Origin of the sequence: Methanosarcina sp. 1.H.T.1A.1, assembly GCF_000979295.1 — an archaeon.
Lineage (GTDB): Archaea > Halobacteriota > Methanosarcinia > Methanosarcinales > Methanosarcinaceae > Methanosarcina.
Map to the genome: position 1 here is coordinate 1 of NZ_JJQY01000011.1, position 13,411 is coordinate 13,411.

General features: G+C 48.7%; 10 protein-coding genes. 5 read left to right on the forward strand and 5 right to left on the reverse strand.

Annotated elements, in window-relative coordinates:
- The 3 genes from EO95_RS01505 to carA all read right to left on the reverse strand — a co-directional run.
- Nucleotides 1–1,036: argininosuccinate synthase (locus EO95_RS01505; protein WP_048131504.1), on the reverse strand; the 1,036-nt coding region annotated here is incomplete at its 3' end.
- A 353-nt stretch (nucleotides 1,037–1,389) separates the two neighbouring features.
- Nucleotides 1,390–4,602, reverse strand: a complete 3,213-nt coding sequence (gene carB / locus EO95_RS01510; protein WP_048131505.1) for a carbamoyl-phosphate synthase large subunit — start codon at nucleotides 4,600–4,602, stop codon at nucleotides 1,390–1,392.
- Nucleotides 4,602–5,708: a glutamine-hydrolyzing carbamoyl-phosphate synthase small subunit gene (carA, locus tag EO95_RS01515; protein WP_048131506.1), complete on the reverse strand. Its 1,107-nt coding sequence runs from the start codon at nucleotides 5,706–5,708 to the stop codon at nucleotides 4,602–4,604. Before carA ends, carB begins: the two co-directional genes overlap by 1 nt.
- A 652-nt stretch (nucleotides 5,709–6,360) precedes the next feature.
- On the opposite strand from carA, the gene EO95_RS01520 reads away from it, so the two are divergent.
- On the forward strand, nucleotides 6,361–7,830 hold the full coding sequence (locus EO95_RS01520) for a glycine betaine/L-proline ABC transporter ATP-binding protein (RefSeq protein ID WP_048131507.1): 1,470 nt from the start codon (nucleotides 6,361–6,363) through the stop codon (nucleotides 7,828–7,830).
- Complete coding sequence (locus tag EO95_RS01525) at nucleotides 7,824–8,654, forward strand: proline/glycine betaine ABC transporter permease (RefSeq protein ID WP_048131508.1); 831 nt, start codon at nucleotides 7,824–7,826, stop codon at nucleotides 8,652–8,654. The genes EO95_RS01520 and EO95_RS01525 overlap by 7 nt, the downstream gene beginning before the upstream one ends.
- Here EO95_RS01525 and EO95_RS17390 read toward each other — a convergent pair.
- Nucleotides 8,641–8,784 (reverse strand): hypothetical protein, encoded by a 144-nt coding sequence (locus EO95_RS17390; RefSeq protein WP_156163949.1) that lies wholly within the window; start codon nucleotides 8,782–8,784, stop codon nucleotides 8,641–8,643. The genes EO95_RS01525 and EO95_RS17390 overlap by 14 nt on opposite strands.
- Before the next feature lie 88 nt (nucleotides 8,785–8,872).
- On the opposite strand from EO95_RS17390, the gene EO95_RS01530 reads away from it, so the two are divergent.
- Together EO95_RS01530 and mtaA are read left to right on the forward strand one after the other, a co-directional pair.
- A complete protein-coding gene (locus tag EO95_RS01530; protein WP_048131513.1) occupies nucleotides 8,873–9,784 on the forward strand; it encodes a glycine betaine ABC transporter substrate-binding protein in 912 nt (303 codons plus the stop codon).
- Nucleotides 9,785–10,082: 298 nt separating this feature from the next.
- Nucleotides 10,083–11,123: a methylcobamide:CoM methyltransferase MtaA gene (mtaA, locus tag EO95_RS01535; protein ID WP_048131509.1), complete on the forward strand. Its 1,041-nt coding sequence runs from the start codon at nucleotides 10,083–10,085 to the stop codon at nucleotides 11,121–11,123.
- A 126-nt stretch (nucleotides 11,124–11,249) separates the two neighbouring features.
- On the opposite strand, the gene EO95_RS01540 is transcribed toward mtaA, so the two are convergent.
- Nucleotides 11,250–11,882, reverse strand: a complete 633-nt coding sequence (locus tag EO95_RS01540) for a flavodoxin family protein (protein WP_048131510.1) — start codon at nucleotides 11,880–11,882, stop codon at nucleotides 11,250–11,252.
- Nucleotides 11,883–12,148: 266 nt separating this feature from the next.
- Here EO95_RS01540 and EO95_RS01545 point away from each other — a divergent pair, with 266 nt between their 5' ends.
- A complete protein-coding gene (locus EO95_RS01545; RefSeq protein ID WP_048131511.1) occupies nucleotides 12,149–12,988 on the forward strand; it encodes a tetratricopeptide repeat protein in 840 nt (279 codons plus the stop codon).
- The last annotated feature ends 423 nt before the right edge of the window (nucleotides 12,989–13,411 follow it).

The window sequence follows — 13,411 nt, forward strand, 5'->3', positions numbered from 1 at the left end:
TAAGTGCGCCTTTGTAGAGCTTCACTTTCACTGTGCCTGTGACCCTTTCCTGGGACTTGTCGATAAAGGCGTTGAGGTCGGCAAAGAGGGGATCGTCCACAAGGCCGCCGTATGCCATTTCGGACCACTGCTCTTCAACGGTCTTCTTGAACTTCAGTTCCCCGCGGGTCAGGACGAGTTTCTCGAGGTCGGCGTGGGCTGCGAGGAGGACGGTTGCAGCCGGGTGCTCGTAATTCTCGCGGGCTTTTAAGCCAAGGACACGGTCTTCGATCATATCGGTTCTGCCGACGCCGTTCTCGCCTGCAATTCCGTTCAGCTTCTTGATAAGGGCGTAGCCGCCGAGCTTTTCGCCGTCAAGGGAAACCGGGACTCCGGCTTCAAAGGCGATGTCAACGATCCTGGGTTCGTTGGGGGCATCTTCTGCGGATTTGGTCCACTCGAAGATCTCTTCCGGCGGGACGAAGGATGGGTCCTCAAGCCTTCCGCCTTCGATGCTGCGGCTCCAGATGTTTTCGTCAACGCTCCAGGGTTTGGATTTGGTGGCTTCGACAGGGATGCCGTGCTCTTTTGCGTAGTTGATTTCCCATTCGCGGGTCAGGTTCATCTCACGCATCGGGGCGATAACGTCCATGTCGGTCTGGCGGAAGACGGCTTCGAAACGGAGCTGGTCGTTTCCTTTTCCAGTGCAGCCGTGGGCAAGGGCAACTGCGCCTTCTTTTATGGCAGCTTCGACCACTTTCTTGGCGATCAGCGGGCGGGCGACCGATGTGCCCATAACATAGCCTTCGTAGTTTCCGTTGGCTTTGATCAGGGGGAAGATGTAATCTCTTACGAACTCTTCCTTTGCATCGATAGTATAGTGCTTGTTGCTGATCTTCTCGGCTTTCACATCAGCTTTCCTGATCTCTTCCTCGGGCTGGCCTACATCGACCGAAATTGTGATTACTTCATCGTACCCGTACTTTTCCTTGAGGATGGGGATGCACACCGAGGTGTCAAGCCCACCGGAATATGCAAGTGCAACTTTCTTTACCATGCTTTTACTACCCCTTGTTTGGCGGATTTATGATAAGAACGAATAATTAACGTGTTAATGAATTAACAGTCAATGGATTAACAGTCAATGAATTAACAGTCAATGAATTAACAGTCAATGAATTAATAAGTTTTATAAGTATTATAATTTTAATAATTTTGGGAGCAATATGCTGAGTCCGGATAAATTTGACAGCTAACGGGCTGGTAAGTTTAAATATTGATTATCTTTTGCCGGAGGATGGAAAGCCACCCTGCCGGCTCCGATTCTCACTTAATTTCTTCCGTTAGCGCAATGGTTTTTCTTCAGCAGCTACTCTACTGGCAGGTTTTTTCAGGTCTTTTTCTTTTACCTTACTGCCCCATCTCTTTATGATACTCGTTGATGGATTTGATTGTCAGTTCCTGTCCGTTTTTCATGGTCTCAATGGCATCGGCTGCAGCAACTGCTGCCTGGATGGTGGTAATGTAAGGGACCTTGAAGTCAACAGCTGCCCGCCTGATCCTTGAGCCGTCCTTACGTGACTGCTTGCTTGTGGGGGTGTTGATGATCAGGTCAACTTCGTCCCTGCGCATCATGTCTATGACGTTCGGGCTTCCGTCGTGGATCTTCTTTACAGTGTCCATGAAGACCCCGTGCTGTGCAAGGTAGTTTACAGTACCGCGTGTGCCCATGAGTTCGAGGCCTGCTGCCTGCAGTTTCTTTGCAACTTCCACAAGTTGGGGTTTGTCTGCTTCCCTGATAGAGAGGAAGACCTTTCCTGTAAGGGGCAGGAGGTTGTCAGCTGCAAGCTCTGCCTTATAGTATGCCCTTCCGAAATCGTAGTCAATGCCCATGACCTCTCCGGTACTCTTCATCTCGGGTCCGAGTACGGGATCTGCTCCCGGCAGTTTGTCAAAGGGCAGGAGGACTTCTTTGATCGAGACATGTTTGGGCTTTGGCTCGTCCGTGTAGCCCAGGCTCTTTAAGCTGTGCCCGGCAATCACTTTGGCTGCAATCTTTGCAAGAGGGAGACCGACAGCTTTTGAGACGAAAGGAATTGTCCTGCTTGAACGCGGGTTTGCTTCAAGCACAAAGACCTTTCCGCCTTTCTCTGCCATCTGGATATTAATCAGGCCCTTGACCCTGAGGCCCAGAGCAATCTTCCGGGTGTAGTCCCTTACCTGGTTAAGCACTTCGGGGGAGAGAGACTGGGGCGGGATAACACAGGCCGAGTCTCCTGAATGTATGCCTGCTTCCTCAATGTGCTCCATGATTGCCCCGATAAGTACATCTTTCCGGTCGCAGACCGCATCCACATCGATTTCGCAGGCGTCTTCCAGGAAGTCATCGATAAGGATGGGGTGTTCCGGAGAGACCCTGACTGCCTCTTTCATGTAGCGTTCAAGGTCGATTTCGTCATAAACGATTTCCATTGCCCTGCCGCCGAGCACGTAAGAGGGGCGCACCAGTACCGGGAAACCGATCCTTTGTGCAACCTCGATTGCTTCCGGCTGCGAAGTTGCATATCCGCCTTCCGGCTGGGGGACGCCAAGCTTCTGCATAAGGAGGTAGAACTTTTCCCTGTCTTCGGCAAGGTCCATATCCTCCGGGTCAGTGCCCATGATCACGGTATCAAGGTCGGTCCTGCGCTTCAACTCCTTTTTCAGGGGGAGTGCAAGGTTGACCGAGGTCTGTCCTCCGAACTGCACAAGGACACCGTCGGGTCTCTCACGTTCGATTACGTTCATAACGTATTCCATGGTGAGGGGTTCAAAAAAGAGCTTGTCCGAGGTGTCAAAGTCAGTTGACACGGTTTCAGGGTTGTTGTTAATGATGTGGGTCTCTATGCCCTCTTCCCTGAGTGCGGTTACTGCATGGACGGTACAGTAGTCGAACTCTATTCCCTGCCCGATCCTGATCGGCCCTGCTCCGAGGATGAGGATTTTCTTCCGGTCGGTTGGGGTTGTCTCGCAGGTGTCTTCGTAAGTAGAATAGTAGTAGGGAGTTGCTGCCTGGAACTCGGCTGCACAGGTATCCACCATCTTGAAGGTAGCAAGAATTCCGGCTGCATGCCTGAGGTCGCTTATTTCCTGCCTGGTTTTTCCCGTCAGCTCTGCAAGGCGGCTGTCAGGGAAACCCATCCTCTTTACTTCGCGCAGGAATTCGGGAGTGAGTTCTTCTACACGGATGCGCTTTTCCATATCCACGATATTCTTCATCTTTGAGAGGAAGAAGGGGTTGATGCCCGAAAGTTCGGCAATTTCCTTTACCGACATTCCTCTCTCAAGCGCGTGGAAGATCACAAAAAGGCGTTCGCTTGTGGGAGTCTTGAGGAGAGTTTTGATTTCAGGCTCTTCCCAGCGTTTTATTCCCAGCTGGGAGTCAATGTCAAGAGACTTGAAAGCCTTCAGGAGGGACTCTTCAATTGTCCTGCCTATTGCCATGATTTCTCCCGTACTTTTCATGGCTGTGGTCAGGGTCTTGTCTGCGGTGGTAAACTTGTCAAAAGGCCACCTGGGAATCTTTGTGATCACGTAGTCCAGAGCCGGCTCAAAAGAGGCAGGGGTGCTCATGGTAACGTTGTTTATGATCTCATCAAGTGTCATTCCGATTGCAATCTTTGCAGTAACACGGGCAATCGGGTAGCCTGTAGCTTTGGATGCAAGGGCTGATGACCTGGAAACCCTCGGGTTTACCTCGACAATGCGGTAGTCGCCTTCCTTTAAGGCGTACTGGATATTGCACCCTCCTTCGATCTTGAGGGCACGTATAATCTTAATAGAGGCACTTCTGAGCATCTGGTGCTCTGCGTCGGTCATTGTCTGTGAGGGGGCAACAACTGCCGATTCTCCTGTGTGCACGCCCATGGGATCAATGTTTTCCATGTTACAGATCACGATACAGGAATCATTTGCATCCCTCATGACTTCATACTCGACCTCTGCCCAGCCGAGCACGCTTTCTTCAATAAGTACCTGATTAATGCGGCTGCGCCTGAGCCCGCGTTCCGTAATCTCAAGGAGCTCTTCTTTTGTGCGAGCAATTCCGCCGCCAGCACCGCCAAGGGTGTAAGCCGGGCGGACGATAAGGGGCAGGCCGAGTTCCCCGACAACCTCTTCGGCTTCTTTTAAGGAATGGACTGCGCGGCTTAAGGGAACCTTTTCCCCGATACTCAACATGGTTTCCTTGAAGAGTTCCCTGTCTTCCGTGTTTTTGATAGCGTCAACAGGAGTTCCCAGGATCCGGACACCATATTTTTCAAAGACGCCCATTTCTGCAAGTTCACTGGTAATATTAAGGCCTGTCTGCCCGCCAATGCCTGCAATGATCCCGTCAGGGCGCTCTTTTTCTATTATTCTTTCCACAATCCTGGCATCAAGGGGCTCGATATAGACCGAATCAGCCATTTCGGGGTCGGTCATAATGGTTGCAGGGTTTGAGTTTACAAGCACAACCTGCAAGCCTTCTTCTTTTAAGGACCTGCAGGCCTGGCTTCCTGAGAAGTCGAACTCTGCAGCCTGTCCGATTGTGATCGGCCCGGAGCCTATAAGCAAAACTTTTTTTATGTCCTCGCGTTTTGGCATCAGAGATCCCCTCCGAGGACCTTTACAACCTTGCCGAAGAATGTCTCCTCGGTATCCATGGGCCCCGCCTGGGCTTCAGGGTGGAACTGCACACTGAAAATGTCCAGGTCTTTGTGGGAGACCCCTTCAACGGTTTTGTCGTTTGCGTTCAGGTACTTCACATAGAGCCCTGTCCCTTCAAGGGAATCCGCATCCACGGCATATCCGTGGTTCTGGGAGCTTATGAAAATCTTGTTTTCAATAAGGTCCTTTACTGGCTGGTTTCCTCCCCTGTGCCCGAACTTAAGCTTGTAAGTCCTGGCTCCCATTGCAAGGGAAATAATCTGGTGTCCGAAACAGATCCCGCAGACCGGAATTGTGCCTGCAAAAGCCTTTACGGCGTTGATCGCGTCTGTTGCTTTTTCCGGATCTCCCGGACCATTTGAGATAAAGAGAAGATCAGGCTCGTAGCCTGCAATTTCTGTGGGTTTTGTGGTTGCAGGGACCAGTGTAAGGTCAATTCCCCTTTTATGCAGGTTGTTTATGATGTTCCTTTTTATCCCAAGGTCAACTACAACTGCATGTTTGGGTTTACCGCTGCCCTTCCAGGCGCCTTCCGCTCCGGGGATAAAGTGGGGTTCCTTACATGTTACACTTGCGATAAGTTCTTCATCCGTCATCTGTGGAAAATTCCTTGCCACATCCACGGCTTCTTCCCCATCGTCACTGCCAGTGATCAGGGCTGCACGCATGGTCCCACGCTCCCTTGCCCCTATGGTGAGCATACGGGTGTCCACACCTTCGATTCCTGGTTTTCCTTCATCCTCTAAAAATTTGTGGATAGAACGGGCGGATTTGTAGTGATAGGGTTTTTTGCAGGCTTCCCGGACAACAAGCCCCTCCGCGTGGATGTTGTCGGACTGGAAACGCTCCCCGCTGACACCATAATTCCCTATAAGAGGGTAGGTGAACATTAAAATCTGGCCCTTGTAGGAAGGGTCAGTCAGAGCCTCCTCATATCCCGTGAATTGAGTGGTAAAAACAAGTTCGCCGCAAGCTGTGCCTTCGGCACCAAAACCGGTGCCCTTAATAATTGTTCCGTCTTCTAATCCTAGTACTGCTTTCATCATCTGAACCTGCGAGTAAATGACATAAGACATGTATAAGTGTTGCGATGATTTTTCTGATTACCTTATTTTTCTATTTTGTTCTATCTTTTAATATATAAATATTTCAATTAAATATCTTCTTTCGAGACTCCGTCTTTCAAACTACAAATAAAAATCTCTCCCAGGAAACCCGGTATTCAGCAATAATATAATCAAAATGCATTAATGAAATACCAAACAGTTTCTGAAAATTAATACTGTATTATCGTGGGAAAAATTCATTTTTATATAAAACGAGTTGTTACTTGAAACCACAATATGCTAAAGTAAAGGTAAATTTCATACTTTTTGATCCTGAGTTTATATGTGATTTATGCCAGTTTATTCCGTGAAAATATTTGTGGTATATAAATATTCCGCAAAAATAGTATATATGATAGGGGCAACAGTATTGGTAAGAATAATAAGCTATTTAATCTGTGAAAAATAGAAAGTTCTATTAAATCTATATTATATCTATATTTTCAACTGTCTTAATTTCCTTATATGGGCAGCGAATTAATTCGAGTAAAATATAGTTCTTATTAACCGGGTTTTTGTGGCAATTTTCTACATTTCGGAATTACTGTTAATAATTTTTTAAAAGCATTCGGTCAAACCGGGTATTATTATGAATAAAAATATAAAACTCGAAGTACGAAACATTACTAAAATTTTTGGCAAGGACCCCCAGAAAGTAATTTCTCTTCTAAATAAAGGTTTATCCAAAAATGAAATTTTTGAAAAGACAAAACAGACCATAGGGCTCAACAACGTTAACTTTGAGGTCTACGATGGAGAAATTTTCGTAATAATGGGGCTTTCGGGTTCCGGAAAATCCACCCTCCTGCGCTGCTTGAACCGCCTTATCGAACCAACGGGCGGGGATATTCTGATCGATGGGAAGAACATTACTGATATGGGCCCTGAGGAACTGAGAAGTGCCCGCAGGAGCAAGCTTGGAATGGTTTTTCAGAATTTTGCCCTGCTGCCTCACAGGTCTGTCCTGGATAACGTGGCTTACGGGCTTGAGATCCAGGGGATTCCTAAAGAAGAACGCTATTCGCAGGCGCTTGAAGCCATAGAAACCGTAGGGCTCAAAGGCCATGAGCATAGCAGGATAACACAGCTCAGCGGAGGCATGAAGCAGAGGGTAGGGCTTGCAAGAGCGCTTGCCAATGACCCTGACATCCTGCTTATGGACGAGGCTTTCAGTGCCCTTGACCCCCTTATCAGGAGCGATATGCAGGACGAGCTGCTTGCCCTTGAGGACAGGGTGCAAAAGACAATTATCTTTGTCTCCCACGACCTGGACGAAGCCCTGAAAATCGGGGACCGCATTGCACTCATGAAAGACGGGGAAGTTGTCCAGATAGGGACCCCTGAAGAGATCCTGACCGAACCTGCAGATTCCTATGTTTCGAAGTTCGTTGCAGGGGTCGACAGGTCAAAAATCCTTGTTGCTGAATCGGTTATGAAACGGCCTGAACCGCTCGTACCCATCAATTCCGGGCCCAGGGTTGCCATTCAGTTGATGAAAGACCATGGGATCTCCTCTATTTATGTGGTTGAGGGGAAGAACAGGCGCCTGAAAGGCATACTTATGATAGGTGATGCCCTTGAAGCCCTGAAAACAGGAAAGAGCCTTGAAGCAGTGATGATTCCGGACATCCCCCGTGTGGCTCCGGATATGCCTCTCAATGAGGTAATCCCTCTGATTGCGGAAAGCCAGTACCCTCTTGCAGTAGTCAATGATTCAGGAAAGCTACTCGGAATTATAGTCCGGGGCAGTGTGCTTGGTGCTCTTGCAATTTCCGGAGAGATCGGGCAGGACGAGGTTCCTGACGGAAAAGCTTCAGAAGAAAGAGACTCTGGAGAAAATATTCCTGAAGAGAAGCCTCCTGAAAAAATGGTCCTCATCGGCAAAAATGAAGGCGAAGCCGGACCTCCGCCCGCAGGCTCAGGTAGCCCTGGCAGTATAATTAACAACGGAATTGACAGTGGACCTGTGCCTGTGGAGGCAGAAGCAAAGAACGAAGCCCCTGCCAAAGCCCCTGCCAGGTCTGATGCCATGCCGGGTCCCGAGGTGAAAACATGCTGATTCCCCGGCTCCCCATCGGAGACACAGTCGAGTTTGCTGTTGACTGGATCGAGGGCAATTTCGGCACATTTCTTGACCTCACAAGCGATAAGCTTGATTTCCTTATCTCGGGTTTGAAAGACGCGCTTCTTTTCCTGCCTCCTGAACTCTTCATCCTCGGAATTTCCCTGTTTGCCTACTTTGCCGGGAAGCGCAATATCAAGCTTGCAGCAGGGACTGCATTCGGTTTTTTCCTTATCCATAATATGGGACTCTGGGTGCTCTCGATAGAGACACTCGCCCTCGTGCTCTCCTCTGCCCTGCTGACCCTGCTTATAGGGATTCCCGTGGGGATCCTTTCTGCAAAAAACGATGTACTTTACCATGTTGTAAAGCCCTCGCTTGACTTAATGCAGACCATGCCGTCTTTTGTGTACCTGATCCCCGCCCTGATCTTTTTCGGGCTCGGAAACGTCCCGGGCATGATCGCAACGGTTGTCTTTGCCATGCCTCCTGCAATCAGGCTCACTAACCTGGGGATCAAGCAGGTGCCAAAAGAGCTTATCGAAGTCGCAGACGCCTTCGGCTCCACGGGCTGGCAGAAGCTTGCAAAGGTGGAACTGCCTGTAGCTCTCCCGACCATAATGGCCGGGGTCAACCAGTGCATTATGCTCTCCCTTTCCATGGTCGTCATTGCAGCCATGATCGGAGCCCGAGGACTCGGGTACCAGGTCCTTTTCGGGATCCAGCGGGTGGACATCAGCATGGGCTTCGAAGCAGGGCTTGCTATTGTCATAATAGCGGTTGTCCTGGACCGGATTACCCAGAAACTCAGCCCCAGGTAAAAACGTTCCACTCCTGATGCCTTCTTGAAACCGGCACTCTGGATTCAGAACTCTTCACTTTAACAGGGCCACTCCTTCCGGACAGCACCATACAGTGTAAAACAGTGTCTGGAAGAGGTGCATCACTCACTTCAATCCCCCTGAAATAATCCCAAAATAAGAATAAAAACCAAAAATCGAATGAAATTCAAAAATAGGTTGTAGATATTTTGACCAGTATAAAACTAAACCCTGAAGGAAAAAAGATCGGATCGATTTTTACAATTGTTCTGATCATAGGGCTTACCCTCTTTGCGGCAGGTTGTGCAGAACAAGGAGATGAAGCTGTAGAAGGAGCAGAGGTATCGGAGTTAAGTGAGCCTGTGAAAATAGGATATGTCTTATGGGACGGTGAGATTGCAAGTACCAATGTGATGCAGCAGGTGCTCGAACAGGCAGGGTATGAAGACGTGGAAATCATTGCAGTTGATGTAGGTCCCCTTTACCAGGGGCTCGCTGACGGGCAGTTTGATTTTACCACATCTGCCTGGCTTCCCTATACCCACCAGAATTACTGGGAAACTTACGGAGACCAGCTCGACTCTGTCCAGACAAACCTCGAAGACTGCAGGATAGGGCTTGTTGTGCCTTCCTATGTAACTATAGACTCCATTGAAGAGCTCAACTCCGAAAAGGACAAATTTGACGGTAAGATCATCGGCATTGACCCCGGAGCAGGCATCATGCAGGTATCCGAAAACGCAATTTCCGAGTATGGTCTGGACATGGAGCTTGTTTCAGGCAGCAGTGCTGCGATGACCGCCTCCTTGAAAAAAGCCATTGACTCCGAAGAATGGGTAGCTGTGACCCTCTGGTCTCCCCACTGGGCTTTTAACCGCTGGGACCTCAAGTACCTTGATGACCCTAAAGGCGTTTACGGCGATGCTGACCACGTTGAAACCCTGGCAAGGCTTGGGCTCAAAGAAGATAAGCCCAACCTCTACGGCATCCTTACCCGCTTCCAGTGGACCCATGACGATATCCAGGCAGTAATGGTGGACATTGAAAACGGAATGGCTCCTGAAGAAGCCGCAGCAAATTGGGTAAAGAGTAACCCTGAAAAAGTCAATGAATGGATCGGAGAGAAGTAAATTTCTCTTCCATTTTCCATTTATCTTTTTTCGCTTAATTTTTTATTTTCACTGTCTGTCTTTTCTTTCTGTCTTTTCTTTCTGTCTTCATTTTGTTTTATTTTCATCCTTTTTCAAGGCGGTTTGTTCTCAAGAATAGCTACAGGTCACAGTCTCCGGTACAGTAGCAGTATAATATGGTATAGTAGCAGTACAATATAATAATACAGTATAATAATACAGTATCATTGTACAGTATAATAGCAGTACAGTTAATAGCTTCAGAAAAAGCAAAAGAAAATAATCCGGGGTCACTTTTATGGAAAAACCGAACTTCAGGACAGAGATGCTCAGAACCCTCGAAGGCAAAACTCCTGCTCAGATACCGGTTGGCACTTTCACAACCGCGCCTGTACTCGAGCTTATGGACATGAGCGGAGCAGCCAGGCCCGAGGCTGACAGCCAGCCTGAAAAGATGGCAGTGCTTGCCTTTTCCCAGTACGTCAACGCCTCTTTTGAAACCCTCAGGTATCCCTTTGATATGGTGGTGCTCGGAGAAGCCCTGGGCTGCACAATTAACCCCGGCACGAAAGCCAGGACCCCTGCTGTGCTTAATGGCCCTATGGAATTCTCTCCCGCAGTTCCGGAACTGCCTGAGGATCTTCTGGAAAGGGGTAGGATCCCTGTTGTCCTGAAAGCTACTGAAATCCTCAGGGAAAAAGCCGGCTCGAAACTCCCGCTTATTGTAGGGATGGAAGGCCCTGCCGACCTTGCAGCCTCCCTTTGCGGGACTACCCGTTTCCTGAAATGGACCATAAATAAGCCTCATATTGTGAAAAGGCTTGTCGAACTCTGCACGGATGCCTGCATAATATACGCAAGGGAATGCCTGAAGAGAGGGGCAGATATTGTCGTTTTTGCAGACGCCGTTTCTTCCCCGGACATGATTTCCCCCGACTCTTTCAGGACTTTGATAAAACCCGGGATGGCAAGGATTCCAAAAGCTCTCAGGGGAGTTGGAGGCAAAAGCGTGCTCCACATCTGCGGCGCCGCCGACCCGATAATTGCGGATATGGCAGAGTGCGGGTTTGACGGGCTCAGCCTTGAAGAAGGCATAAAAGACCTTAAAATGGCTGTGGAAACCGCCCATGAAGCCGGTACAGCTGTAATCGGTAGCGTTTCAACCTCCAGTACCCTCTTCAGGGGCAGGCCGGAAGATGTAAAGAGAGAAGCTTTTGAGTGCCTGCGAATGGGTGTCGATGTGCTTGCTCCCGGCTGCGGGCTTGCCCCGGAAACCCCACTCAGGAACCTGAAAGCCCTGGTAGAAGCACGGAATGAGTTTTGCGGGAGAAACCGATGAGTTCAGTCATCCGGATGCCCTTTTTAGTTATCTCAATGTATTTTTTCAGTTATTCGGATGCATATTTTAGGTATCCCGGTATACTTTTTAGAAAAAGCCGCCGGCTTTGAGGCCGGAAATCAAAAATCAACTTTTTTCCGGAAGATTTCCCACTCTACCGGTCCGGAGAAGAGCTTCTGCCAGTTTTTTACCCGCTTCAAATGCTTTCCTTACAAGTTCTTCATCTCTAGAAACCGCCCCCCTATGGAAATACCCGGTCACCGGAAACTTTTCCACGACCTCATAACCCAGGGCTTCAAGGGGCATTCCGAGCGCTCCAAGCGTAAAACCCATTTCTTCGATTTCCAGCTGCTCGCAGACTGAAAAAACAATCGCCTTTCGTCCCTGCCCGGCAAGCCTGCTTGAATATCGCCTGGGCAGGTCGTTCGTGAAATTGTAGTAAGGGTAGAGCCGGTCGATGAAGGCTTTCATCTGAGCGGTTACGTTGTAGTTGTAGGTGGGGGAGCCAAGGATAAGGCCTTTTGCGGCTTCGATCTCGGGGTAAAGGAGTCCCATTCCGTCGTGGAACTTTATGCAGGTCCCGGCTTTCCTGCACGCTTCGCAGCCGATGCAGGGCTCGATCGAATATTCCCTTAACAGGACTTTTTTCGTTTCAGCTCCTGCCGATTCCGCTCCTTTCAAAAAGCTGTCAAGCAGGATGTCGGTATTCCCTCCTTTCCGGGGGCTTCCTCCAACTCCGAGAATTTTGACCTCATTCACCTTATTTCCCCATATTGTATCGGGGCTGGCAGGTTAAATAGGTTCCAGAAAGAAGTCCCATCCTGTTGTAGAACCTGAGTAGAAGTTCAAGTCAGGATTAATGAACCTGATTAAATCTCAGAACATTATTTATTATAAAACTCCAGATATTTATCTGGACAATTATCAGGTTTAAAAAACTAATTTTGAATGCAAATTCCGGATAATGCAGTTTCAGTTACGAATCCGAACTCCGGTGATTCTAATACTTATGGATGAGGCAAAAAATGGCAAAAATGGCAAACACACTCAGAGACCTTGACAGATTCGCCGAGGAGAGCTACGGCAAAGCCAGGGTCTTTTTCCAGATGGGCAAATATGAAGAGGCTCTTGCTGTTTATGGGAAAGCTGCTGATGCCTGGAATAAAATGGCAGACCTGCTTTTTGAAAAAGGGAAGGAGGACAGTGGACAAGAGTTCCTTGACAAGGTTCTGGAGGTTCGGTCCTGTAGCGGAATGTCTCTTTTCAAGCTCGGAAGATATGAAGAAGCTCTTGAGATTGTTGATGCTCTCCTGGAAGTTAAACCAGACAGCCCGACCGAATGGTCCAACCAGGGTTTTGTGCTCTCTGCCCTCGGCAGGAATAAAGAAGCTCTTGAAGCCTTTGAAAAAGCGCTTTCCCTTGACCCAGCATCTCCCAAAATCCTGACCAGCAAGGGAGTTGTTTATTTCAGGATGGGGCTCCTCGAAAAAGCCCTGGAGACCTTCGATAAAGCCCTGGCAGCCGAACCCAAAAAGGCTTCTGATTGGGCATGTAAACTTCCAAGGTTCAGTTTCTTTTCCCGAAACAAGGCTCCCATCATGAGGCCTGACAATGCTGAGACCTGGCATTGGAAAGGCAATTTGTTTATGGAACTGGGGGAAAGAGAAAAAGCCCTGGACGCATACAAAAATGCCCTAGAAAGCGATCCTGACCACCTGAACTCCCTCTTCCGGGGTGGGGAACTCCTCTGCGAGATCGGGGAATATAAGGAAGCTTACAAATGCTATGCGCGGACCCTTAAGTTAAGCCCCGGAAATGAGGCTGCAAAACAGGGAAAAGAGTTCTGTGAAAAAAATATTACGTGAGCCTGGGAAGGAGGGAGAACTGTTATCCCGGAAAACATAGCTTCCTTTTTTCCGGATTATCTGTTAGCAGAGTTTTTCCGGATCATTCTGTAAGCACGGATTTCGTTTTTCAGGAAGAACAAAGCTTCCTTTCTGGCGGAGGTTTCTTTTTATGGCAAAACCGCGGAAATAAAAGCAATTTTTTCTTCTATTTTTGACTGACCATCAGGCAAGCTGACTGAGGCGCTTATATGTACTGTGAAGTGAAAAGTGGTTTCCGGGGGAAAGGAAAGTATTCTCTCAGACCGTGGGATTTTTTCAACATAATGCCTTTCTTAATTGCGGCACCGGTTTTTCGATTGTTTTTTTAGTTGGTGGCGGGCCGGCCCAGTTCCGTGCAGCGCGGGGGGAGGAAATGATAAATCTCCTCCCGGATTCCGGAAT